This is a genomic window from Thermoleptolyngbya oregonensis NK1-22 (assembly GCF_032705245.1).
Taxonomy (GTDB): Bacteria; Cyanobacteriota; Cyanobacteriia; order Elainellales; family Elainellaceae; genus Thermoleptolyngbya; species Thermoleptolyngbya sichuanensis.
On the sequence record NZ_CP053540.1, the window covers coordinates 1,834,627 to 1,859,095 of the forward strand.

23 protein-coding genes are annotated in these 24,469 nt (G+C 53.1%); 8 read left to right on the top strand and 15 right to left on the bottom strand.

Annotation, left to right across the window (positions count from 1 at the left end; translation table 11 throughout):
* Positions 1-102 precede the first annotated feature (102 nt).
* Both HNI00_RS07950 and HNI00_RS07955 read right to left on the bottom strand, forming a co-directional pair.
* Positions 103-2,367, bottom strand: coding sequence for an AAA family ATPase (locus tag HNI00_RS07950; protein ID WP_420156328.1), 2,265 nt, complete (start codon positions 2,365-2,367; stop codon positions 103-105).
* 184 nt (positions 2,368-2,551) lie between these two features.
* Positions 2,552-4,684: a DNA phosphorothioation-associated putative methyltransferase gene (locus HNI00_RS07955; protein WP_420156329.1), complete on the bottom strand. Its 2,133-nt coding sequence runs from the start codon at positions 4,682-4,684 to the stop codon at positions 2,552-2,554.
* A gap of 251 nt (positions 4,685-4,935) precedes the next feature.
* On the opposite strand from HNI00_RS07955, the gene HNI00_RS07960 reads away from it, so the two are divergent.
* The 3 genes from HNI00_RS07960 to HNI00_RS07970 all read left to right on the top strand — a co-directional run bounded on the left by HNI00_RS07960 (position 4,936) and on the right by HNI00_RS07970 (position 6,949).
* Positions 4,936-6,132: a phosphoadenosine phosphosulfate reductase domain-containing protein gene (locus HNI00_RS07960; RefSeq protein ID WP_316792264.1), complete on the top strand. Its 1,197-nt coding sequence runs from the start codon at positions 4,936-4,938 to the stop codon at positions 6,130-6,132.
* Positions 6,133-6,209: 77 nt separating this feature from the next.
* Positions 6,210-6,521, top strand: coding sequence for a hypothetical protein (locus HNI00_RS07965; RefSeq protein ID WP_316792266.1), 312 nt, complete (start codon positions 6,210-6,212; stop codon positions 6,519-6,521).
* Positions 6,518-6,949, top strand: a complete 432-nt coding sequence (locus HNI00_RS07970; protein ID WP_316792268.1) for a PIN domain-containing protein — start codon at positions 6,518-6,520, stop codon at positions 6,947-6,949. The genes HNI00_RS07965 and HNI00_RS07970 overlap by 4 nt, the downstream gene beginning before the upstream one ends.
* On the opposite strand, the gene dndE is transcribed toward HNI00_RS07970, so the two are convergent.
* The 3 genes from dndE to HNI00_RS07985 are packed head-to-tail and all read right to left on the bottom strand — an operon-like array spanning position 6,894 to position 9,612.
* Positions 6,894-7,292 (bottom strand): DNA sulfur modification protein DndE, encoded by a 399-nt coding sequence (gene dndE / locus HNI00_RS07975; RefSeq protein ID WP_420156330.1) that lies wholly within the window; start codon positions 7,290-7,292, stop codon positions 6,894-6,896. The genes HNI00_RS07970 and dndE overlap by 56 nt on opposite strands.
* Positions 7,293-7,347: 55 nt before the next feature.
* Positions 7,348-9,312 (bottom strand): DNA sulfur modification protein DndD, encoded by a 1,965-nt coding sequence (gene dndD / locus HNI00_RS07980; RefSeq protein WP_316792272.1) that lies wholly within the window; start codon positions 9,310-9,312, stop codon positions 7,348-7,350.
* Between the two features lie 51 nt (positions 9,313-9,363).
* A complete protein-coding gene (locus HNI00_RS07985; protein WP_316792274.1) occupies positions 9,364-9,612 on the bottom strand; it encodes a hypothetical protein in 249 nt (82 codons plus the stop codon).
* Positions 9,613-9,744: 132 nt separating this feature from the next.
* Here HNI00_RS07985 and HNI00_RS07990 point away from each other — a divergent pair, with 132 nt between their 5' ends.
* Positions 9,745-9,981, top strand: a complete 237-nt coding sequence (locus tag HNI00_RS07990) for a helix-turn-helix domain-containing protein (protein WP_316792276.1) — start codon at positions 9,745-9,747, stop codon at positions 9,979-9,981.
* Positions 9,982-10,019: 38 nt separating this feature from the next.
* The gene (locus HNI00_RS07995; protein ID WP_058882655.1) at positions 10,020-10,250 is read left to right on the top strand and encodes a helix-turn-helix domain-containing protein; all 231 of its coding nucleotides are present in this window, start codon (positions 10,020-10,022) and stop codon (positions 10,248-10,250) included.
* A gap of 68 nt (positions 10,251-10,318) precedes the next feature.
* Here HNI00_RS07995 and dndC read toward each other — a convergent pair whose 3' ends face one another.
* Together dndC and dndB are read right to left on the bottom strand one after the other, a co-directional pair.
* Positions 10,319-11,908 carry a DNA phosphorothioation system sulfurtransferase DndC gene (dndC, locus tag HNI00_RS08000; RefSeq protein WP_316792280.1) on the bottom strand — a complete coding sequence of 530 codons (1,590 nt, stop codon included), beginning with the start codon at positions 11,906-11,908 and terminating at the stop codon, positions 10,319-10,321.
* Positions 11,909-11,921: 13 nt separating this feature from the next.
* Positions 11,922-12,974 carry a DNA sulfur modification protein DndB gene (gene dndB, locus HNI00_RS08005; RefSeq protein ID WP_316792282.1) on the bottom strand — a complete coding sequence of 351 codons (1,053 nt, stop codon included), beginning with the start codon at positions 12,972-12,974 and terminating at the stop codon, positions 11,922-11,924.
* 231 nt (positions 12,975-13,205) lie between these two features.
* On the opposite strand from dndB, the gene HNI00_RS08010 reads away from it, so the two are divergent.
* The 3 genes from HNI00_RS08010 (at position 13,206) to HNI00_RS08020 (ending at position 15,907) form a co-directional block, all read left to right on the top strand.
* Positions 13,206-14,108, top strand: coding sequence for an HNH endonuclease (locus HNI00_RS08010; protein WP_316792284.1), 903 nt, complete (start codon positions 13,206-13,208; stop codon positions 14,106-14,108).
* Complete coding sequence (locus HNI00_RS08015; protein ID WP_316793411.1) at positions 14,101-15,285, top strand: DGQHR domain-containing protein; 1,185 nt, start codon at positions 14,101-14,103, stop codon at positions 15,283-15,285. The genes HNI00_RS08010 and HNI00_RS08015 overlap by 8 nt, the downstream gene beginning before the upstream one ends.
* 379 nt (positions 15,286-15,664) lie before the next feature.
* Positions 15,665-15,907 carry a helix-turn-helix transcriptional regulator gene (locus tag HNI00_RS08020; RefSeq protein ID WP_316792286.1) on the top strand — a complete coding sequence of 81 codons (243 nt, stop codon included), beginning with the start codon at positions 15,665-15,667 and terminating at the stop codon, positions 15,905-15,907.
* Here HNI00_RS08020 and HNI00_RS08025 read toward each other — a convergent pair.
* From HNI00_RS08025 to HNI00_RS08060, 8 genes are all read right to left on the bottom strand, one after another.
* The gene (locus tag HNI00_RS08025) at positions 15,904-16,371 is read right to left on the bottom strand and encodes a DNA phosphorothioation-associated protein 4 (RefSeq protein WP_316792287.1); all 468 of its coding nucleotides are present in this window, start codon (positions 16,369-16,371) and stop codon (positions 15,904-15,906) included. The two genes, HNI00_RS08020 and HNI00_RS08025, sit on opposite strands and share 4 nt — an antisense overlap.
* Positions 16,372-16,652: 281 nt before the next feature.
* On the bottom strand, positions 16,653-17,339 hold the full coding sequence (locus tag HNI00_RS08030) for a Uma2 family endonuclease (protein WP_316792288.1): 687 nt from the start codon (positions 17,337-17,339) through the stop codon (positions 16,653-16,655).
* Positions 17,340-17,384: 45 nt separating this feature from the next.
* A complete protein-coding gene (locus tag HNI00_RS08035; RefSeq protein WP_316792289.1) occupies positions 17,385-19,463 on the bottom strand; it encodes an AAA family ATPase in 2,079 nt (692 codons plus the stop codon).
* Positions 19,460-19,657, bottom strand: coding sequence for a hypothetical protein (locus HNI00_RS08040; protein ID WP_316792291.1), 198 nt, complete (start codon positions 19,655-19,657; stop codon positions 19,460-19,462). The genes HNI00_RS08035 and HNI00_RS08040 overlap by 4 nt, the downstream gene beginning before the upstream one ends.
* A 97-nt stretch (positions 19,658-19,754) precedes the next feature.
* Positions 19,755-21,176 (bottom strand): DNA phosphorothioation system restriction enzyme, encoded by a 1,422-nt coding sequence (locus tag HNI00_RS08045; RefSeq protein ID WP_420156331.1) that lies wholly within the window; start codon positions 21,174-21,176, stop codon positions 19,755-19,757.
* An 838-nt stretch (positions 21,177-22,014) separates the two neighbouring features.
* Positions 22,015-22,614 (bottom strand): Uma2 family endonuclease, encoded by a 600-nt coding sequence (locus HNI00_RS08050; RefSeq protein WP_316792295.1) that lies wholly within the window; start codon positions 22,612-22,614, stop codon positions 22,015-22,017.
* A gap of 67 nt (positions 22,615-22,681) precedes the next feature.
* Positions 22,682-23,371: a Uma2 family endonuclease gene (locus HNI00_RS08055; RefSeq protein ID WP_316792297.1), complete on the bottom strand. Its 690-nt coding sequence runs from the start codon at positions 23,369-23,371 to the stop codon at positions 22,682-22,684.
* Between the two features lie 214 nt (positions 23,372-23,585).
* The gene (locus HNI00_RS08060) at positions 23,586-24,458 is read right to left on the bottom strand and encodes a lipid kinase (RefSeq protein WP_316792298.1); all 873 of its coding nucleotides are present in this window, start codon (positions 24,456-24,458) and stop codon (positions 23,586-23,588) included.
* Positions 24,459-24,469 lie beyond the last annotated feature (11 nt).

Consider the following 24,469-nt stretch of genomic DNA (forward strand, 5'->3'; position numbering starts at 1 on the left):
ACCCTACCCCTTTTTAAGGGGGATTTAGGGGGATCTTGCACGCTTTGCTACAAACAGTAGGACTTTTCAAACATCCTCTTATAGACACTTTAAATGTTTAGATCAGGGCTGGGGCTGGGGCTGGGCTTTGACTGGGCTTTGACTGGGCTTTGACTGGGCTTTGACAAAGGCGATCGCCCCCTGCCACTGCACCGTCTGGTGGCTCAAGCACTGGCGTAATAGCGTCTGAATTTGGTTCAGATCTGCATCCGAGAGGAATTCGCGGATCTGTTCCGCATAGGTGGGCTTGGCACTGGCAGATGCAAACCAGCGGTCAATCAGCACGGGTGAAATCAGCAGTTCCGTTTGCGTGTGTTCCAGCGCAATCTCTGCGGTGAACCCTGCTTGATCAAATAGCGTTTCCAGGTCTTGTATATCCCAGGTCATGCTCCAGACCGCGGCGCTTTCGTAAAGCTGTTCCTCCGCCTTGCGCCAGCGGTTCAGTAGCCTGGATGGAATGCGGTCTGAGGGAATGAGCTGGTGCAGGCGCTGCGTATGACGAGGCATTGTCTCTGCCAAGAGCAGATACCCTCCAGGTTGCAGCAGCAATTTCCAGGCTTGGAGCCAGGTGTCGGGAGGGGCGATCGCATTCAAAAACACATTCCGACCCATGAGCCGATCGAAACGCAGGCTTGGGGACTCGGCGTGTAGCACAGCGGGTAAATCGGCGATCGCGCTGTGCAGCACAACGGGACGCAGCAGTTCCGGCAGCGCGGCCGACTGTTCTTGCAGCGCGGCTGCATCCTGCTGCTGGGGCGCACAGGCGTAGACCCCGCCTTCGGGAACGCGCCGCACTGCCTCCCACGTCAACAAGCCACTGCCTGCATTCAGGTCGAGAATCAGGTGATGCCGCTGGGGCGGAGCCAGCGCAAAGAGGCGATCGCGCACCTGGGCCAGCCGTTCCCCAGACTGGCTCAGCGTCCGTTGCAGCCACCGCTCTATGCCCGCATCGGCCGGGCCAAAGGTCAGCACCTCCGGCAGCGCCACGCCCACACCCTCCACCAGCGCCGCCAATTGCGCCTCGCGCCGCCGCGCCACGTCCTGCTGAATGCGCCCCTCATAGCCCTGCTCCGACGGCTGATAGAAGACTTGCCCCTGCAAGCTGCCTGGAAGATACTGCTGCGCCACCCAATGCTCCCGATAGGAATGGGGATAGAGATAGCCCTTGCCATGTCCAAAACCGTCCTTGTCTCGGTTGGCATCGCGCAGGTGGGTCGGCACTTCGGCTTCGCGTTCGCGTTCCACCGCCGCCAGTGCATCAAAAAACGCCATGACGCTGTTGGATTTGGGGCAGGTCGCCAGATACAGCGCCGCCTGGGCCAGCGGATAGCGACCCTCCGGCATCCCCACCCGGTCAAAGGCTTCGGCGCAAGCATGGACAACGACCACGGCATTGGGGTCAGCCATGCCCACATCTTCGCCCGCCAGGATCAGCATCCGCCGAAAGATAAAGCGCGGATCTTCGCCTGCGTAGACCATGCGGGCCAGCCAGTAGAGGGCCGCGTCCGGGTCGGAACCGCGCAGGCTTTTGATAAAGGCGCTGATGGTGTCGAAGTGGGCATCGCCTTCTTTGTCATAGAGGACGGCGCGTTTTTGGATGGATTCTTCGGCAACCTCCAGCGTGACGTGAATTGTTCCCTCTGCATTCGCAGGCGTGGTTTCAACGGCGAGTTCCAGCGCGTTCAGCAATGTGCGAGCATCGCCATTGGCAACGTTGATCAGATGCGTGCGAGCGTCTGGATCAATCTGAACCTGTCGCGTTCCATAGCCGCGATCGCCCTCCTGCAATGCCTGATCCAGCACTCGTTCCAAGTCTTGTTCCGTCAGCGGCTTCAGTTGAAACACCCGCGAACGGCTGACCAGCGCCTTATTCACCTCAAAGTAGGGATTCTCGGTCGTTGCGCCGATCAGGATCACCGTACCGTTTTCCACCCAGGGCAGCAGCGCATCTTGCTGAGATTTGTTAAATCGATGCACCTCGTCCACAAACAGAATCGTGCGCTGACCGTACATACCGCGGGTTTCCTGGGCAAGGGCGATCGCCTCTCGAATCTCCTTCACCCCCGCTAGCACTGCGTTAATCGACAAAAAGCGGGCGCGGGTCGTGTTGGCAATCACCATCGCCAGCGTCGTTTTACCTGTTCCCGGCGGCCCGTAGAAAATCAGCGACGAAAGCTGGTCTGCCTGAATGGCACGGCGCAGCAGTCGCCCCTCGCCCAGGATATGCTCCTGCCCGATGTATTCTGCTAGGGTGCGCGGCCGCATTCGAGCTGCTAGGGGCGCTTCGGCGGCGGTGATCTGCTGTCGATGCTGCTCAAACAAGTCCATCATCTACTGCGCCGAGGGCGATTAGTGCGGCTTTTTGGGAGTGTTGGTCGCTTAGATCTGATCTGTGCGATCGCGATTGTAAGTCAGGCTAGAATTTGCCATTCGACTGCGATCGCCTGACTCTAGACATGAGAATGCGCTCCACTTGCTCCGTCCTCTGCCCCAATTGATCATATCCAATTGATCATACTTCGCGGAATTGCCGTCTAGCAGACTGCATCAGCTTCACCCGATACGGATCAGCATCCTTCCGCCACACGACCCGGTGCCCCTTCAACGCCGCACAGTGTTCTTCCAGGCATTTCTGCCATCCCCGGCGATCTCGGATCTTACTCAAGTCATCCAGTAGCCCCCAATCTGCCTCCTGCTGACTCAGTTTGGCAAACTTTTCATAGAGCGGATAGTTGGGCTGCACCAGCAACTCCTTTTGATGCAACACAGGTGGGTTATCGTCTGGATCGTAATCCCGATAGCTGACGTGCAGGTCTTGCAGGTCAATCTGCATACTGGTGCGGAGACAGGGGTGCGGGTCGCGATCGAAGTCTGGATAGAACAGGTAAGAAATTTTGGGCTTGCGAGTATGAAACTTGACCAACGTTGCTTCTTCGGGGCGACCAATCGTGCGAGAGGCACAGCCCTCGTAGAGCCGAAGCAGGGGATCGAGCGCATCCAAGGCAGAGACATGAACCCAGAGAGAGTTCGATAGCTTTTTGCCAATCGCGCTGGACTGACACCGCTCCGCCATCACTTCCAAATTCCCCAAGCTCAGCAGCATCAAATCCGCGGCGGTACAGGCTTGCTGGTAGCTGCCAAATAATGCCTTGATATCGTGCTGAACGATGGGGGCGAGATGGCGCAGTTTTGGGCGCGTGCCAAAATGACTGAGGGCAAGATAAACCAGCAAATCCTGGCGGCGCTTCTCGCTGATGGCATCCCATTCCTGACGCTCTGTTGCCTGGAGAACCAACTGGAAGGCGCGTCGTAGCGTTCCAAATTCCGATTGCAGCGCCGCAAACTCCTGAAGTTCCTCCTCAATGGGCAACCGTCCCCGGTCGGTGAAAAATGCCATCAGGGGAGCCAGCATTTCCTTATACTGCTCAAACCGCTTGACGCTGGCTTTGACTCTGGGAGTCGTGGCACGCGATCGCCATCGGGAAACCCGAAACGTCTGCGCCTGAGCCTCATCCCGAAACACCAGGTAGATGCCCAGCGCAACCGGGATTGCATCTACGCCCAGCACTTGGTCGATATAACTTTTCAGTTCTTCCTGGCTGTAATTCTTCTGGAACGTATTGCGGCGGGTAATCACCCCATCCCCGTAGGCCATCATGCCGCGTGTCGAGTCTTCGATCAGCACTTGCGCGGCGACAATCAGCACCTTCCCGGTCAGATCCCAGGCTTTGAGCAATGCCTCTCGACGCTCTGCTGGGTCTTCGATCACGTTGATGACATAACCCAGGTTGACGATATCTGCCAATTCGCAGGGAGCATCGGGACGATAGTAGGGGTCCCAGCCGGAACTGGTGTAGCCGCGATCGCCCACGCGCTCTACGTCGCCCCCATGCCCACAGCCGTAGTCGAAGAAGGTCGTGCCAGGGGTAAATAATCCCGCTTCTAGCGCAATCCTTACGGGCTTGGAAAGCTCGTTGCGGACGAGGGCAGCTTTGTGGCGATCGATTTTGGGCTGAGCAACTCCAGGGATTTGGGCGACCGGACAAGCCAGGACATGGCCGTGAATCTCGATCCGGCAATCCAGCAGACGTTTTGCCCAGCCCTCACGGGTGCCAATTTCCCGCGATTGATCGAGTAGCCCCAGTGCCTCTTCCTGACGAGTCAGTTCTACAAAACGTTCGTACAGCGGATAGTCAGCGGTGACAAACGTTTCCTTGCGATGCAGCACTGGCGGGTTATCAGTGCGGCTATAGTTACGAATCGTGACTTGTGCTGTAGCTAGATCAACCTGAAGGCTCCAAGATAAGGCGGGATGGGCATCGGTCTCAAACTCAGGGTAAGCCAGATAAGATACTTTGGGTTGGTCAGTATTGAACTTGACGAGCGTTGCCCCGTCTAGCTGAGTTTGGGGCTGCACCTGTTGACGCGCCAGGGTTTCATAATTTTGGAGCGATCGCTCTAGGGACGGGAGTGCCGAGAGATGAACGTAGAGCGAAGTCGGAAGCCGCTTACCAATTGGGCTGCGATTTACGCAATTCACAATTTCGGCAAAATCTGAAGCAATCGCCTGATCTGCTGGCTTTGAACCGTTTGACTTTGGGGCGTTTGACTTTGAGGGGTATAGTGCTGACTCTAAGCGGTTCATGAAGCTCACCCAGTCGCTAAACTCAGCATAGGGCATTCCTTAACTTGAGACGCAGTGCTTGCAGCAAATAACTGGCGAATGAGTTGGAAGGCACTTGAAATGCATGATGAATTCTAGTACATTTGTGCGGAAGACGCTCAGACTCCTCTAGCGCTTCAAAATTCATATTTAGTCTTCTGGACTCTATATTTAGCGCAAAGCTGCCAGTTTTTGCTATGGTTAGGGAGCCAGAGGATGCAAAAGCGCGGTTGATGAACCCCCTGAGTCTATTTGAAGAAGAACGCCTGACCCTATCGAAAAGCATTGCGCTATCGGTAGATTCGCTGTGTCATTACGGTTCGCTGTACAAGCACTGGGCAGTATCTTTTTCGGGCGGAAAAGATTCTTCTGCAACCGTCACCTTGATCGCCCATCTGATTGAGACAGGGCAAATCCCTCGCCCCAAAACCCTCACCATTCTCTACGCCGACACGCGCCAAGAGCTACCGCCATTACACTTGGCGGCAATGGAAATTCTGAAGGAACTGGAGCGGCGCGGGTTCGAGACTCGCGTGGTCTTGCCGGATCTAGACTATCGCTACTTTGTCTATATGCTGGGTCGGGGGGTGCCACCGCCGTCGAACACGTTTCGCTGGTGTACGCCCAAGCTCAAGGTGATGAGCATGGAGCGGGAGCTAGAGGCACTGCGACAGGCACGGGGCGAAAAGTTCCTGATGATGACGGGGGTGCGGATTGGCGAAAGCGCCGCCCGTGACCAGCGCATCGCCCTCAGTTGCACCAAAGATGGTGGTGAGTGCGGACAGGGCTGGTTTCAGCAGAGTACGTCAGAGGCGATCGCCGATATGCTGGCTCCCATTGTTCACTGGCGCGTCTGCCACGTTTGGGACTGGCTGGTGAAGGCAGATGTTGAACTAGGCTTTCCCACGTTTGAAATCGCCAAGGTGTATGGACAAGATGTGAGCGATGGCGAGGAACCCATGAACGCCCGCACGGGCTGTATTGGCTGTCCGCTGGTGCAAAAGGATGCCGCCCTCGACCGCGTGGTGGCCCAGCCAGAATGGGCCTATCTCGCCCCCCTGCAACGGCTCCGCCCCCTGTATTGGGAAATCAAAAAGCCCCAGTATCGCCATCGCAAACACGGCGAGATCAACAAGGACGGGTCGCTGGCAGCCAAGCAAAATCGGCTGGGGCCACTGACGCTAGAGGCGCGACGCTGGATGCTGGCGCAGGTGCTTGGCATTCAGTCCGAGGTGAACCAGACCGCAGAACGACTGGGGCGATCGCCCATCAGCCTTATCAACGATGAGGAACTGGCCCGGATTGAAGAACTGATCGCGGCGGGCACATACCCCGAAAAGTGGGACGGCACAGAACCCCACGGCGATGCATGGCTGCCGGAAATCTTGTCCGACGGCAGTATTCAGCCCCTCCTATTTGATCGGTTTTAGAAGAATATGGGCTAGTGAAAGCTGCTATTGCAGCATGTCCTGGATGATATTGCTCAGATGACCTACAGGAGAAGACAATGCAAGAACATAAGCTTAAGGCATATAAAGCATATAAGGTTAAGGGCAGAATTGATGCAACGGGGCATCTGATCATTACTGAGCCAATTGAATTAGAACCGGGAGATGTGGAAGTTATTCTCTTGCAAGCTCCTGTCAACTTACCTGTCAACTTAAAAGAGCAGTCTGAGTCAGATTTACAAGGTAATGCCAAAAAAGGATCTTTGATCCAGGCGTTTCAGGGCTTGTTTGAAAATGCGCCATCTGTTCCTACAGACTTTGATCTAGATCAGGCGAAATGGGAATATCTCAAGGAAAAGCATAATTTGTGAGAGTTTTAATTGATACGAACGTTATTTTGGATGTTGCCCTTGAGCGCCAACCTTACTTGTCAACCAGTGAGCAAGTTCTTTTGTTTGTTGAGCAAGGTCTGATAGAAGGTTATCTCTCTGCATCAACTTTTACAGACTTGTATTACCTGATTCGTAAGGCAAGAAATCGAGAATGGGCGCTAGATTTTCTCACGCGGCTGCTAACATTTTGCTGGATTGCAACTGTTGACCAATCAGTGATTTCTCAAGCGCTCGTTTCGCCTATGAGCGATCTTGAAGATGCGGTGCAGTATGAAGCGGCGATCGCCCGTCAACTGAGTGCGATCGTAACGCGCAACCCCCAGGACTTTCCTCCCGATAGAATGCAGGTCTTTACGCCTGAGGCGCTGCTGCAACGGCTTTCTCAAGCAAGTGATCAATCGCCTTGAGGGTGGGGTCACCAGCGAGGTAGCCAATGCCCCGGTGCAGGTGCAGGCGCAACTGGGTAGCGAGGGTTTCCTGATCGGTGGGCAGGCCATCGGTGTGGCAGCGTTGCTTGAGCGCGAGCAGCAACAGGTCAGCCATGTCGCCGCCGAAGGTCTGCCATGACATTTCCACATTGCTATCGGCAGGGATGGGCACGGGGGAGGGGGGCGACGGTTCAGCCAGCGATCGGCACAGTGCCCACCGACAGAGCGTGTTCCACTGGTCTATCTTGGTGATGCGCTTTAGCTTGATGAGTTGGTCTTTGGCGGTTTGGGAGAGTTTGATGCGATCGACGGGCGGTTCCATTGGGGTGAAGCGATAAGGGAGTGGAGCATTGTACACCATGCGCCAATTCCCTAGCCTACCAGAAGTATTTTGATTGTACTGTGGTCTGCTGGGTGGCAGAGTCGTAGTGCAGCAGGTATTCGCGGGCGATCGCCCTTTGCTGGCGGAGGGCGGTGGCTTCTTCCTGGCGAATTTCGGTGTCGGTGGAAAGCAGAATGACCTGGTGGCTGGCCTGGGGAAAGTAGCGCTCGACGAGGTTTTGGCGGTGGGCCGCATCGAGGCGACCGAGGGGTGTATCGATGGCGACGGGCAAGGGGCGACGGCTGGCCCGGGCCAGTCCCCAAAGGAGGGCGATCGCCAAAAGCTGCTTTTCTCCGGCAGAGAGGCGATGCTTGGGCAGCGGGTCTCCGGCTGCGTCGAAGAGTGCGAGCCGAAAGGTGTCGGCATCAATCTGGATGCGGTTGACGAGGTGAGGCTTGTGCAGCAGGTAGAGGAAGCATTCGGTCACGAGGGTTTCAAGCTGGTTGAGCTTGCGACGCTTCAGGCGAGTCTTGAACTCGGACAGGATGGTTTGCACGCGCCCGATGCTGTGAATTAGGTGGTCGGTGTTCTGACGGGCGATCGCCCATTCGCTGTAGCTCACCAGATCGCGACGAACCTGTTCGATGGCTTGCTTGACGCGGTCGAGATGAGCCTGGGCCTGGTGATAGTCGGCAGCGAGTTGGTTGACTTGGGCTTGGGCGTGGCGGACGGCGTGCTGCAATTTGGCGTAGGCTTCGGGGGCAGCGGCGCTGAGCAGGTAGCGCTCGGTGCTGTCGAGGTCAGCTTGGTGCGATCGCGCTTGTTGGAGGTGGGCCTGGGCCTGCTGGCGGGCAGCGGGCAGGGTGTGGTGTAGGGTATGGCGCAGATGGGCGAGTATTTCGGCGGTGCTGTCGGGCCAGGGATTGCTTGCTGGATTGACGGGGGATGCAGCGGCTTGTTCTGCCTCTAAGAAAGCGTGTAACTGACGAAATTGCTGGGGGCGCAGTTTGAGGGTTTGGGCAAAGTCAAGCAAACGCTGGTGATGGGCCGCCAGAATCGCCTGGGCGATCGCCTGTTGCTGTTGCTCTAGGGCAGCTTGAAGCTGAGGTTCGGCAGCGGCCAACAGCGGTTGGATTAGGGACAACGGCAAGACTCCGGCTGCCAGCTCTCGCAGGTGGTGCTGCTCAGCGGCGTAGGCTTCGCGGAGGGCTTGCACTTGGGCTTCGAGCTGGTGCTGCTGGGCGGCGATTTTGCCGCCTTCTGCCAGGAAAAGGGCCTCAGCGCGATCGCGCTCGTTTTCTGCCTGCTCTAGCCTGGGCTTGATGGACGCAAGCGCCTGGTTTGCCGCTTTTTTCTGCTGTTCAAGCTGTTCAAGCTGCTGTTCGAGCTGATCGAGGTGATGGCGCTGAGTGTCTGTGGCGAGGGCTTTTTGCTTGCGGCGCAGTAATACGTCGAGGTCGGTGGTGAGGCGGTCGGGCAGTTCTAGACCCAAGAGCGATCGCATAGCGCCAATGACAGCAGGCGGCAGGTCGTCTTGCTCAGCCAAGTCTTTGACCTGTTCTCCGTCAAAAAGAAACAAATTGGCAATGCCCAAAGGCAACACGGCTTCAATAAACTCGTCCCAGCCTTTGGTGAGGGCGGCATCAGGGTCACCATCGCGCCAGACGGTGAGGGTGTCGCGTTTGTCGTCCATGCGCCAGGTACGGCAGAGGCGAAATTCGGTGGGCTGGCTGTTGAGGGTCTGCTGAAAGGCCAGCTCGATGGTGGCGGGTTGGTCGGGGCTGGCGCGGTGGAGACACTGGCGCAAGAAATCGCCATAGGCGAGGTTACCTCGGTTGGAACAGGGGGCACGGTGGCCGTAGAGCGCTAGACGGATGGCATCGAGCAGGGTGGTTTTGCCGTGGCCGTTTTGCCCGCCGATGAGGATGATGGGCTGGGTGGGTTGGAGGGGCGTGAGGGCAATGGTTTGGCGGCTGCCGTATTGCCCAAAGTTTTGTAGCACCAGTTCGCGGAAAATCATCGCCAGCAGGGTAGAGAGTCCTCTCCCTCCTATTGTCCTGCTGTTGTGACATTATCCTTGACCAAAAACCCGGCGAATGGCGACTGCAAGCACTTCTTTAGAGTTTTGAAGCGCAATTAGGCGGCTCCACTCGCTCCCCCGCACATATTTGAGTCGGTGCAAGTCGTTGATGGCGCGTTTGACAGCGCGGCGGGAACCTGTGAGGGTAATTCTGACAGATTCGTCGTCGGCTGAGTGGTCGGTCGATCCCGCAGGTGGCTGATGGGGAGGGTTGGAAGCATTGCTGTCGATAAAGCTCATACACTGACTTCTGGATAACGATTGGCTGATTGTAGCCTAAATGGACTACAGGCTTTTGAACAGTATACTATTCTGTAGTCCACTTGGACTCAGATTCTTTACGAGTTCCTCATCCTTTGACAGGATGAGGGCATGGGAAAAGCGGGAAATGCTCTAAAAATGGCTCTTGAAACCTATGGCATTAGCCAGACCCAACTGGCTAAAACGCTAGGCATTGGCCGCTCAAACGTGTATCGGTGGGTCAATGGCGTAAGAGATCCCAATTCGGAAACGTTGGTTTTAATTGTTAAAGCTCTCTCTGAACTGAATCCAGAGGCGGCTTCTTTGTTTAAGAGACTCTACATGGACGAGTCGCCACTACAAGACTAGGGTTATTGATGGACAAGCCCCAAAAACACTATGGGCGCATGGGAAAAGCTGGACAAGCACTCAAGCAGGTGCTAGAAACTTACAACATTAGCCAATACAGCCTGTCGGTTGAAATGAATGTGGAGCGCAACAACATTTACCGATGGGTCAATGAGAAGCGCGATCCAACCGCAGAAACCGTAATTGAAATTGTGCGGGCGCTGAAAACACTCAATCCAGAAGCAGCAAAAGCGTTTGCGAAGCTATATTTGATGGATGAGGTCGATTAGGAGACTTTCCAAAAGGAGCGATGCCATTGAAGCGCTTCGACTCTGGGCTACGAGAAGGAACATCTAGATTAAGTCCTAAACTTCAAAGCGGCCCAGGATGCAAGTTCTTTAACTTTTTCGATATCACCTTCTTGTTTTTTATCCTCTACCTTTTGAAACTCTTGAAGCTCTCGATGGCTTTGAGCCTCGCTAATTGCTATGTTGGGTGATTTTGAACTGGTTTCAAAACATTTTTCAAGTGAATCAAATATCCCTACTCGTCTAGATGATGTAAGATACTGTCTCTCAGTATCCAGTAACTTTGTGACTAGTTCAAGTTGCATAATGTCATCACAAAGTTCAGCTAAGATACTCCACTCGTCTGCGCCAAGATAAGCATTACCAGCACCTAATCGAGGATCGAGAAACTCTTCTCCCATTACGTCTTTGTAAATCTGCGGTAGTGTGTCATCAAACTCATGCTTTTCCTCAAGCCAGATACGACGAATTTCACTGAGTTCAGTCATGCTGATTAGCTCAATATTTTTCATATCGTCAGGTGCTTTCTGTCTGACTAAGACTTGAGTTTCTAACAAGCGTCGAAGTAAGGTTTCACGCCAAGATTTAACATAGGGACCAGGAATATTTTTTACAGTTGGTTTGCCGTCCTCTGTGCCTTCAAATAATTGGACGTTGCCTGTAATTCTGCGAAAGTCACGATTTTTGCGCTCCTGTTCAAGCTTCGCTTCGGTTCTAAAATCAAGCTCATCTCGAAAGTCTAGGAGTGGCTGCATCCACTCTTTTGATTCATCATTGAGAATCATTGCTTCCATTGACTTGTCTCGATCAACCAAGGTGCAAACCCAACAGCCGAACCGAGAACTACCACAACTGGGTGTAGAGGTGTCCACTACCAAAGGACATTCGTTATCAGCCGTTGCACCTCGATAAATTTGAAATAGCTCTTTGTTACTATGTCCCCAAGGATTCTGCCATTGGTGTAAATATAGCCACACCTCATCATTATCCCAGTCTTCGATGGGGCTATAAATCAAAGAGTTCGGTAAGCTCGCATTTGGACTGAGACGATCGCGCAATCGCTTCTCAGCATGTTTCTCCATAGTGACTGCGCGTTTCTGACTCTCCGCTTTGCGCGTTCCCAATACTAAAATAGTTTCTCCGTTTTCTCGTACAATGTCTCGCACGAAGCGATTAGCAGGGTGAATTTTCAGCCGTTCAGTACACCAACGAAACTTCTGACGAGGTGCTGGGTATCCCTTGCCGATCAGGTTAACCCAAAAAGAATCTTCTAATTCTGGCTTGAGGGGATGAGGCTGAAAGGGGAGTTCTCGTTCAATTGCAACAGTTTTCATCCGTTCTAGGGATTGCTGCACCCAGGCTGAGATAATCGGATTCTCTACTTGGGTATCTGTAGAAATAATGTGTATGGGCTTCCGGCGTTCCTCAAATGGAAGGGATGCTATTGCTTCCCAAACAAGCTGAACAACTGTCGTGCTGTCTTTACCGCCAGAGTAGCCAATGATCCAGGGCACATCGTCAATCTTATAGAGCGCTTGAATCTCAGCCGTAAGTTGCCTAACGCTTTGCACTACTTGCTCTGCAAGTCCCAATGCGCTTGGAGCAGATTCTTGATTTGCTTGCTTAACCGTGATTTTCATAATTCATGAGCTTCTACAGCAAGTTTTTTTCATCTGGCGTTAGAGACAACCCTAAAGCATTTTTCAGATAAGCAGTCATAAAACTTCTAGAAGTGCGATTATTGTGGACGCTGCCACCGGAAATTACAAAGCCTTGCCAAACAGGATTACTGCGTTCCCAGTTAATCCTGCGTAGTGGCTGAAGCCGATCACTCCAATCATCGGGATAAGCAGATATAAGCGCCGCTCCAGCCCCACCTAATCCAACAAGAGTTACAGCATGGCTATGCACGTAGTCTCGTCTTAGTTCTCCTGCTGCAACCTTTTTCTCTAGGACATTCTGCCAATCGAGCATTTCTGAACTCACAGCATTCCAGTATTGCGACGCAAGACTGGTTTGTATGTCTAAATCAACATCCTTGTGGTTGGATAGTAACATATTCGTTGCTGTATAGATGCCGCTCAGAGTGAATAGCTTGCTGGAACGCGGAGGCAGGCTGCTACGCTCGGTATCGGTTAGCTTCTCGAAGATTTTGACCGACTTCATGACTGCTTTGGAAAGAATAGCTTTGCGATCGCGATGGTCATAGAGAATATTGAGAGACGGATCAGGGCGGGCAGCATAGCGATTGAGGTCAGTAAACATTTGCTGCGATCGCTTCAGCCCGATATCTAGGAAAAACACGACAGCAATTGTCTCATCTCCCAATTCTGGGTTTTCCTTCAACGCCATCTCAAAAGCGGCGCGGCGATGTTGCCCATCATTGATGATAAATCGAGCATCCATCGGTACTTTCAGCACCCCGATGTCTTCTGAGCCGAATGGTTCAAAGCTAATCCGCGCATTGATAGAAACTGTAATCGCTGAGAAAACGTAGCTTTTAGTATTGTCCAAAATATACTGTGCAATCTCTGGTACGCGAACCTTGTTGAGAATGCGCTGTGCCCGCAACTCCGCTGGAATCTCCTCGTCATCAAAGGAAAAGAGCTTTGGGATCAGGCGAATAGGACACATTGACACATAGTACTCACGTCCCGCTTGAATACCTCTAATCGCTGGGAATACATACTCAAATGGCAAAACCATAAAGCTTCAGCACCTTGGCATGTTAAAAGCAACATACAGCATTCTGCTTGAAGCATACATGATTGCTATTGGAAAAATAAAATCCGCAAAAATACGCTAGCGCCAGCGCCAGGAAATACACTAGTACTAAGTATTATATAGAACACGGTATTGTGTATTGTTCGGATTTAAGTATTGGTAAAGCGATAACGCTTTTCAGTTGTCTCTATATAGACTGGTGAAGAAAGCCTAATGCTTGAGGAAAATAATCTAAAAAAAGAGTCTGTTCAGGATATTCTTATTGAGGGAGAAGGATATAGTTCTGAATGTAATGAAGATATCAATCCAGGATTAATATTGCGTGATTTCCTGCAGAAATTATGTCCAATTCAGTCCGATACTGGTTTGTCTTTTATTAGTCAAATCGATTACTCATTTAAGGCGGATGGAGCCTTGTCTGAACTTGTTTATAAAAGCACAATAAATTATCTGGTTAGAAGACTGATAAACACGGCTGAATATCTTCGTCGAAGATACGAATCTGATGATTTTCCTGAAGGAACTTTTGTGCAGGAATTGAGAAGCTATCTCAAATCCGAGACACGATTTAGAGATCCCGACATTGAAAAGATAATAAGTATTATCCAAGCTTGCTTATCTGTAAGAAATCAACGCCGAAAATCTAGACAAGCTTTTGTCAAGCATAAGAAACAGATCGGAAGAGCTTATGGTTTATTATGTTATATCTGTGGAAAGTCTCTGTCCTCAGAAGAAGAAGAAATTCAAGTTGAGCATAACTGGCCAAAAGCTCTTGGAGGATCTAGTAAATACTTTAATCTTAGACTGTCATGCAAATCCTGTAATTCAGAAAAGGGCAGTTATATCGATGGTAGCGATTTTCATTATGAGCATATCTGCTTGTCTACAGATGAAACCAACGATGGTTTTAATCATGAATTAAAAGGATTATACAGGGTGGCTTTATCCGCAAAAAGCAACTATAGATGTACATTGTGCGAGGGAGATGTAGAATCAGTAGGTAGGCTTAGGTTTGTTCGTAGGAATCCAAACGATAGTTGGCACTATCTTAATATAGATGCAATTTGTGAAGGTTGTTTCGAGTCATTAAGTCTTTCGGAGAATGGCAATGGTTGAGAGGTGCTACTTTGGCTGTCGTCTAGTGCAGCGCGTCGATGAAGATACAGTGGCATTTTTCGTGTTTTATGCACGTGCACGAGATATTAAAGAGTGGGCTGGTATCCGGCGCGTCACTGAATCAAGTGATGGAATTCAAAGAGTTCTGAGGCCTACTAGAAGGAAAGCCATTACTCGCTTTTTGGGATCTAAGTCAGTAAATACTATACCTGGCAATATACTTTTAGCTTTTAATCCTGATACCACTCAATTTACCTCACTATCTCAATCTCTTTCAGTCTGTGTTCCAGAAGTCAATCTTTTTAATGATTGCGAAGGTCAGCTTGATTGGGGTAGATTGGTTTTTCAATTTGAGTCGGGCTTGGAGGAGCAGTCCAAGCCTGCCCTTATAGTAGATGGACAACATCGTTTGTATGGAATCTCAGACTTTGAGGAAGAAAATTTACCTATCCTAGTCGTTAGCCTAATTGATGCTCCGATTCAGGAGCAAGCCTTTCAGTTCGTCGTCATCAACAATAAGGCTGTTAGAGTGCCGACTGATAATGTGCGGGCTATTATTGCCCAAATAGATGAAGAAGAACTGCAAGAGCGTCTGCTGAAAGCAGGGGTTAGCTATGGCGATAAATCACCAGTTTTGAGGGACATAAATGATTTGTCTACTAGCCCGTTCCAAAATCTTCTGAATTGGCCCTATAACCGGGATGGATCACAACTTGTTCCCTTAACCGCTATAGAGCAGTGCTTAAGATACTTGCAAACCTTATTTCCATCACTTGAAGATGATGAGGATTCACTGATCGAGTTATTTTGTGCTATTTGGAGAGGTGTAAGAAATAGTTATCCAAATCTTTGGGGACGTGATAATAAGTTCATGAAGAAAGTGAATATAAATGCTTTAAATGAGTTTGTTGGCGATCGCCTTAAGTTCGCTTGGGAGATGAATCTCATAGATATTTTTGATTCTGCTGCGGTTGAGCAACAAGTTGTAAACATAGTGAAGCTCCTCCCAAAGGAATTTTGGGAGGAGGAATGGTCAGTTAGAATTCAGGACAATGCGAATGTCCGAAACTTAATTAAAGCTGATTTAGACACCCTCGCAAATAACTCCAAGCTTAGGAAATCTTGGCGTGAGGATTTAAAGTTACCCAGTGCAGCTAGCGTTTCTGGCGATGACTAAGAGGCCTTTCAAGAAGGCTTATGTCACTGGGATATGTATAGTGAGAATACTCATGAGATCACCTGGCTGGGGAGCAGACATCAAGGGACTCCATGCACCCGCCTCTGCAAAATTTCTGACATGGAGTAGATGAATCACGTAAGCGATTCCCTTTCGAGAACCAATTGCCAGCAGCTTCACTGCTTCTCTGTCTGGTTGAGAATTTGGAGGAATGTCTAATAGGATTCGAGTGAGAAGGGTTTCATCGGCTCCTAATCGAAAATTTGCTTGCATCTTGTATACCAAATGGCTAACACTTGCCACTTTAGTATACCCGATGGTAAACGTCAACTAAATGGCATACTTTCATGAAGGCTCCTTCCTCTGACACGATCAGAGTATGGGAAAAGCCGGACGAGTCTTGAAACGAATTTTGGAAAAGTACGACATCACTCAGTACAGTCTCGCGGCTGCTCTCAACATAGAGCGAACAAATGTCTACCGCTGGGTTCATGAGCAACGAGATCCAACATCTGAGACTGTGGTTGAAATTGTAAGGGCTTTGCGCGGGTTGAGTCCGGAGGCCGCAGAAGAATTTGTGCAGCAGTATCTTGGAAATGTTGCTCAAGGCAAAGAGGACTAACTTATGAAGCGAGTCAAATCAAAGTCTTCTGGTTGTTGAGGTTCTTCTGTTTCACGCTCTGTACTCAGGAAAATTAGCAAGGCCTCTGTATAATTCACCGCACCTTTCAAAGCTCCTGCGAGAACCTCTAGCCCTGCATTGGCGTATTCTTCAAAAATTCTGATGCGATCTTCCTCAGCCTGATCTGTGGATGCTAGGATTTTGGGGTTGTTGCTACTGGTAATAGCAAGGAGATTGATGACTTGGTCGTACCCCTTACTGTAGAAGATATCCTGACGGATGGGATCGATTGACCTGGAATACTCTGCAATTGGCTCCCGTACACCCCGCTTCATCCCCAACGCCGCCGCGAAAACAAGTGCATCTGCATAAGACTGAAACGGCCCTGGCGTATCTTCTGTTGCTCTAAGTGTCTTGAGGAATTCGGCCTTATCTTTTGCAACTTTGATGCGGGTGTCTGCCATCGGTTCGTGAGGTCGTCAGAACATCGGTCGGTTTTAGGGTTCCCAGGTTGGGTAGGGAGTTTACACAATATTATCCACAAAGAAACGGGCGATACTTGGCCGGACTTGCTTCACGTTGAGTTGCCTGCCCGCAAAATCTCTGCCACCGTCAGGTCTAGCTCCGGCAACAGGGCGGACTCAAGCCGCTGATTGGGGTCGTGGGTGTGGTCGTCATGGTTAACCTTGCCTCCGGGTGTAGTTTAGTTGCCCCCACCCCATCCGCGCCTCTTGTACGTCAGCCATCAGTCTTGTCCTTCACGCGCTTGTCCTGCATTCTGCGATTGGCTATGAAACACCTGGAGCAGCCAGCGGCTAATCTCGCCGTCTTCCTCCGTCTGGCTGCGCTTGAGGGCTTCTTCCACAAGGGCGATCGCCAGTCCTGGCAGCACCTCCGACTCGCGGATTTGCCGACTGCCCCCATCCGCCACCGCAAAGGCGATCACCTCACCCTGCTCCACATCCACCACCCAGTATTCCTGCACCCCCAACCGCTCGTAGAGCAGGCGCTTGCGACCCAAATCATCGCTGAGGGTTGTAGAGGCAACTTCGATGACCAACTGTGGCGCACCAAACTCGTTGACATCAATGGGCTGAGAAGACTTGGGTGGAATGCGGAAGGCGGCACCAATGTAATATGCCAGGTCAGGCTGACACTCGCGCACGCCTGGTTTGCGAAAACTGCTATTGGTCAAACCGACAATCCGAATGTTTTTGACCGTGCCGTAGAGACTGACCGTTTGGGCCAGCAGGCTATTATCTCGTCCGTGTCCGGCCCCAATCGATACCGTCTCAATCCTCATCGAGTCAGCGTCGTAATAGAACCGGGCCTGTTCTAGTTCAGGGCGATCGCCCAGTGCCAGAAACGTCTCCCAACTCGCTTTGACCCACGCATCGGTGACCAAGTTTTGCGGTGCGGGTAAGGTATTCACTATTGGCTAAGGCTCCTTTGCAGGGCGACTCTGACCCGTGCCAGTCTACCCCTCAACTTCAATGATCTCAGTGTACTCATACTCGTTGGGGCTGCGGCACACGAGGGAGTAGGACATGCCGTTGAGGGCGATCGCATCTGGCTCCACATCTGCCTTGGGCGAGTGATAGACCAGCACATACTGCCGCCCCAAGTGGGGCCCCATTTCCTCTGCCACCTCGCCGCGCCACTGGGTCTTGCTCACCAGCACCATCAGTTGATTAGCCAGCGTGGGGAGCGATCGCGCCACCTGCCGCCGATAGGTTTCGTCTAGGCTGCCGAAGGGGGAATCCATCACCATTGGGTAGTTGCCTGCATCCGGCGGCATCAGGTATTGATTTTGCTGATCACGGCGGCTCCAGTCGCGCACCCGGTCGATAATTGCGCCGATAAACGACAGGCTTAAGACCTGGTTTTCTCCAGTCGAGGCTGGCACTAGCCGCTCTTGGCCGGTGGTGCTTTCGACTAAGTGCAACTCATACTTCTCCGTCAGGCACGGCACATAGGGGGCAACCACAATCCGCTGAAAAATCTCCTGCACCCGTCGTTCCAGGTCGCTGCGAAACACCCGATCCACATTCGTCTGCACTTGCTTGAGACGGGCGATCGCCTCTTCGGTGGCAGCAATCCGGCGCTGCGCCTGGGCCTGTCGCGTTTCCGTTGCCTGGTGTTTTTCGATCTGTCGCCGTAGATCCTCAATTTGCTGGCTCAGGTCTTTCACTCGCTGGTCGTTTTCGCCCTGCTCTCGGTTCAATGCTTGAATTTTCGCGTCAATTTCTTCATGGCGCTTTTCCAGGTTGCGGATATCTTCGAGGGGGCTGTTGCGGAGCTGCTCGTGGATGGTGTCTAGCTCCGTCTCGATGCGGGATAGGGTCTGGCGCAGGTCGCCAATCTTGCGCTGCTCTTCGTCTACCGTTTGCCAAAAGATCGGAATCTGGCGGGCGATCGCCTCCATTTGCGCCCCCATGCGGATCACCGTCTCCTCCACATCTGCCAGCCCCGCCCGCTCTAGATATGCTTTCACCTGATGGTAATGGTCGCTGCCAGCCTCTAGCACGGTTCCACAGATGCAGCGCTGGCGATCGAGCAGATCTTGCACAAACTGCTGCTTGATATCGGCAGGCAATTCGCCGCGCTGGCGCAGGCCTTGCTCTAGCGCCCGAAACTGGGCGATCGCCCCCGGCAGCAGTACCGCGTAGCCCTGCGTTGAAAGGATCGATTTCAGCCGCACTCGACATTGCTCTAGGGCATCTCGCACCGACTGTTTCTGGCTTTCCAGGTCATCGCGCCGCTTTTGCTCTGCCCGCACCGCCTCCGACTCGCGTAGCGCGTTTGCCACCGCCTGCCGCTGATTTTTAAACTGCTCAATTTCTGACTCAATCTCGCCCTGCCGCGCTGCGATTTGCTCCTGCTTTTCCTCCAGCGTTTGCTTTTGCTGCACCAGCGTTTGGGTCTCCGGGTCGCCAAACCGTTCCAGTTCTTTCTCTAGCGTTTTGCGGGCCTCTCCCAAATGGCGAATGGCGCGGGTCAACACCTCCACGCCCAACAGTGCCTTGGTGGCCTCGGCAATCTCCGCTTTCTTATTCGAGCGCACGATTTGCTCAATCCGCTCCCCATCAAAGAAGAAGTATTGATGCAAACTCACAGGCAAAATGCGCCCAATTACGTCATCCAGGTGCTGCTCAGAAATCCGCCAGCGCCCATCTTCCCCAGCATATTTCAGCGATAGGTCACTTTTGGTCTGCGAAATCTCCCCAGTCTCAGTCCGATAGGCACGGCAGGAACGACGGATGCGATATTGGGTAGCGCCATGCTCACAGGCCAACTCCACCCAACATTCAACAGGTACATTAACTGCCGCCTCTGCTAGCGCCCGCTTATTCACCAACTGATCTGGCGAGGCAAAGGCCGCCGTCGTCTTTTCATACAGCGCCCAAGTAAAGGCATTGAGCAGGGAGGTTTTTCCTGCCCCATTGTTGCCATGAATCACCGTTACCTTGCGATCGCCACTGGCAGACAGCCGTAGCTCTGGTGTCGTGCCATAAAACTGACGGAAATTGTGCAACTGAATCGACAGCAGCCTCATTGCACCTCCTCTTTGACAATCTGCAAAATATCATCGTTAATACCCATTGGATTCTTGAGATGCAGCTTGTTGTTCTCTGCTTTCAGCACTCGCTTGATCAGGCGCTTGATCTCCGGCGGAGAAGAGTCAATCGGTTCCATTACAGCATGAGCAGGAGAGGGGGTTGAGGATTGATCCGGCTGTTCTGGAGTCATGGTTCGTTTAAGGGATTCGAGTGAGTTGCAATGAATAAATAGGGTCTAAAATCGGCAATCCAAAGTCGGCAATCCAAAATCGAGCAGATTTTGAGGCTTACAAGTCCAGCAGTCCATAGCGCTGCTGCAAGTCGAGCAGTTGGCTCCGTGCTTCGCCCGCGTTGTCAGCTAGGTCGGCAAATTCCACAAAGCGGGTCAGTTCCTTTCTGAGGAAATTTCGCTCTACTTCTAAGGTTTCCCGCCCCAAATCGGGCGGCAACACAATCATGTCGAAAATGGTAGCGCGGCGTTTGCCCGGATGGGGTCGCAGCACTCGCCCCCGCCGCTGGATAAACTGCCGGGGGTTGCCGCTGCTGGCTAAGATCACCGCCGTTTCGATCACCGGAATGTCTACCCCTTCATCCAGGCAGCGAATTGCCACCAGCCCTTGCAGTTCTCCGGTTTCAAACTGATGCCGCAGGTCTTCGCGTTCATCCAGCGTGGTTTCAGCGGTGTAGGTGTTGACCCGATAGCCCAGGTCGCGCCCCAGCAGGCGGGTCACGGCTTCTAGCTGTCGCTGGCTTTCGGCGCTGGTGTCGTCTTCGACCGACCCGTCGCCGCAGTAAATCAGCGTGTGGCTGGTGTCTAGGCGCGATCGCATGACCGCCCGCAGCGCCTCTAACTTATTCGCTGCCGCCCCTACCAGTCGCGCCCGCTGGTTGAGCAGTGCCGCCAGTCCCTCGTTTTCGTCCGGGTCTTCCCCCATTGCCATCACTCGCCCAATCCGCGTAGTCAATTCCGAATAGCGTTCCGTTTCTGATTCCGTCAGCTCGACCAAAATCGGGTAATACAAGTAGTGAACCAGGGCCCCTTGGGCGATCGCATCTTTTAGGGTAAATTCTGGTTCCAGCACCGGGCCAAAATAGTCCAGCAGCGCGTCTGTTCCCTGCTCGTCGAAGTAGCGTTCTGGGGTGGCCGACAGCGCCAACCGCAGCCCGATGTTGCGCGGCAGACTGGCGGCCAACCGTCTGGCTCCCAGATTATGGGCTTCATCGCCCACGATCAGCGTTTTCTTGGGGAAGTAAGGCAGTAGCGACTGAAATCCGTCGGTGATCAGCGTGGCGTTGGTTGTGATCACGGTCAGAAAGGGTTGATGACCAAGCTTGACGTTATAAAGCTGGGTGGATAGATGATCTTGCCACTGATGCAGGCTCTCGAACGCCAGGAGGGGGTCGGTGATGCCAAACTTGCGGCATTCCCGCGCCCACTGCTGCACCAGATGCCGATAGGGGCAAATGATAATCAGCGCTTGCAGTTGAATCGCTTGATAGAGTTTTGCGGCGATCGCCAGCGCTGTAATGGTTTTGCCGCTGCCCGTCGCCATCTTCAAGGTGCCTCGACCGTTGTTGGCAAACCAGTTGGCGATCGCCTGCTCCTGGTAGGGGCGCAGCGTCAGCCAGAAGGGCAGGGTGGGAATACCCGCTGGCTGCTGGGGGCGATGGATGCTCTCAAACCCATAGCTGCCGCTCGACGATGCCACCTTTGGTTCTCGCGTTGGCGCTTCGGATGGGCAGCGCTGGAGGAGCGATCGCCGCGCCGCTTCTGGAAAATCCAGCACCTCCAGGTTGGGCGTTTCGTTGTCCCATAGCCGCTGAAAATCCTCAGTTTTTTCTGCAATGCGCTCCGCATCGCCAACCCGCCACGAACGGAAGACATCGATGCACTCAAAATTGTCGCTAAGGGCATTGGCGCTTTCGTTGGCAGACCCCGTGAAGCCGATCTGGTGGCCCGACGCATCACTAAAAATGCCCAGCTTCTCGTGATAAATTCCTCGCCGCCGGATGTTGCGAGGAACTGCCAATTTGATTTCTAAAACTCCATGCCTCAGCAGCCAGGCCAAGCAAGCAAGCCGATCCTGAACGACCTGTTCAAACTCCTGATTTAGCTCTCGCAACACTGCCGCCGTAACCACGTCCTGCCGCTGTTTTAAGCCCTGTTCAATCGCCTGAATGTCTTCATCTGACAAGTGCGGGGACGCAATCAGGCGCATTTTTCCGCCTGTTTTCACAAATACAGCTAGCCCCTGAGCCGCCAGCGCCAGAGATGTGCTGGAGAAGAAACCGACGGCACGATCATAGGCGATCGCTCGCTCCAAACAGGGAATGTAGAAGTCCTCCAGCAAGTTGTGGCGATCGCTGCGATACTGATTTCGCAACGAGAGGTCTTTGAGACTCATACCAATTTTGGATTTTAGAGTTTAGCTAAATCTCATCAACAGTTGCTCGAACTGCTCAAAACCAGCCTTCGAGCGCATTGGTGGTGCAGGTGCAATGATGTCAAGAGGTATCGAGTTCATCCAAAGATGAATGTTTTAAGTCTCAGGTCGGCTTGCCTGCCCGCAGAATCTCTGCCACCGTCAGGTTTAGCTCCGGCAACAGGGCAGACTCAAGCCGCTGGTCACTCGTGTAGTCCACCGACTCATACAGCCCATCCACCAACCGCAGCACCGCCACCGTCTGCCGCATCGGGTCCACGATCCAATATTCTGGGATGCCCCGCACGGCATACTCCGACCGTTTGTAGCGATAGTCCCGATCCTCATTCGCCTTTCCCGGCGATACGACCTCCACCACCAGCAGTGGCGCAGGCATTGCTTCTGTAATGGTGCTCCGTTCCGACGCAAGCAACACGGCTGCCAAGTCCTCTCCCAACACCACCAAATCCGGCATCCGCACTCGACCTGCCACCACCAGTTCCACGTCTTTATGCCGCAGCCAGGGTACAGGCACAAGTTGGGCTAGCGTCACCAACAAAAACACAGAGATCTGGGCATTGAGATTACTTTCCGGTGGCATCTCTAAAATTTCTCCATCCACAAACTCGCGCCGACCTTCAAAGGCATCGCCTAGCGCCAAATAGTCTGCGACGGTGAGTTTTTGTGTCGATTGAGGGGCTGGGGTCGTGGGTGTGGTCGTCATGGTTAACCTTGCCTCCGGGTGTAGTTTAGTTGCCCCCACCCCATCCGCGCCTCTTGTACGTCAGCCATCAGTCTTGTCCTTCACGCGCTTGTCCTACATTTTGCGGTTGGCTATGAAACACCTGGAGCAGCCAGCGGCTAATCTCGCCGTCTTCCTCCGTCTGGCTGCGCTTGAGGGCTTCTTCCACAAGGGCGATCGCCAGTCCTGGCAGCACCTCCGACTCGCGGATTTGCCGACTGCCCCCATCCGCCACCGCAAAGGCGATCACCTCACCCTGCTCCACATCCACCACCCAGTATTCCTGCACCCCCAACCGCTCGTAGAGCAGGCGCTTGCGTCCAAGGTCATCGCTGAGGGTTGTAGAGGCAACTTCGATGACCAACTGTGGCGCACCAAACTCGTTGACATCAATGGGCTGAGAAGACTTGGGTGGAATGCGGAAGGCGGCACCGATGTAATATGCCAGGTCAGGCTGACACTCGCGCACGCCTGGTTTGCGAAAACTGCTATTGGTCAAACCGACAATCCGAATGTTTTTGACCGTGCCGTAGAGACTGACCGTTTGGGCCAGCAGGCTATTATCTCGTCCGTGTCCGGCCCCAATCGGCATCGTCTCAATCCTCATCGAGTCAGTGTCGTAATAGAACCGGGCTTGTTCTAGTTCAGGGCGATCGCCCAGTCCCAGAAACGTCTCCCAACTCGCTTTGACCCATGCATCGGTGACCAGATTTTGCGGTGCGGGTAAGGTATTCACCATTGGCTAAGGCTCCTTTGCAGGGCGACTCTGACCCGTGCCAGTCTACCCTTCGACTGCGATGATCTCAGTGTACTCATACTCGTTGGGGCTGCGGCAGGGAGATTAGGATGCTGGGGGTGAATTCATTGCGAATCTGGGCACTACTCTTGCAAAGGCTTGATCGCAATCAGAAGGGATTTGTCAGTTAATCTGCCTCTCACTCTTAAAGCAGACCCTAATCTGCCACCAGAACGGTAAGTGCTTGGGGGATGACACGAAAGGTGGCGGGGGTTGCTGTGGTGATCTCGCCATCGGTGTTAATCGCGTGGGGTTCGCGGGTGGAAATTTCAATTTCCTGACCATGTAGACCGCGCACCCAGGGAAGGCTGGCCTGCTGGCCCCGGCGCATCTTCCAGAGCAGGGGAATGAACTGCCACAGGTGCTTCACCTCTAGGCTGTAGAGGTCGAGCCGCTGATCATCGATCGCCGCATCCTCAGCGATCGCCATCCCTCCGCCGTAGTAGCGACCATTGCCGACGGCGATTTGGAGCGTTTTGACGGCGATTGTCTCCCCATCCACCCGGATCTCGGCTCGGAAGGGGTGCAGTTGGGTGAGGGCTTGAACAGCGGAGATGGCGTAGGCCAATATGCCCCAGCGCTGCTTCATGCCCTGGGAGAGGCGACGGGTAATTTTGACGCTGAGGCCAAGGCTGGCCACATTGAAGAAATACTTGCCATTGACCCAACCCAGATCGATAGAGCGACGCTTGCCCTGGGCGATCGCGCGACAGGCATCTGGGATACTTTGCGGTAGCCCGAGGGTACGTGCCAGGTCATTGGCCGTACCCAGGGGCAAAATTCCCAGCGGCAATTGAGTCTCCACTAACACATCAACCACTCGATTGAGGGTGCCATCGCCGCCGCCGATAATCACCAAGTCCAGCTCATCTCGGTGCTTGCGGATCAGATCTGCGAGTTCGCCCGATCGTTTGGAGGACACCAGCACCAACTCAAACTCTAGTTCATCCAAGATGTCAACCGCTTGAGCCAGGCGCTTCTTCCCGCTGCGGGCCTTGCGATTCACAAAGATGAGGGCACGTTTGCTCATGGGAGGGCTGG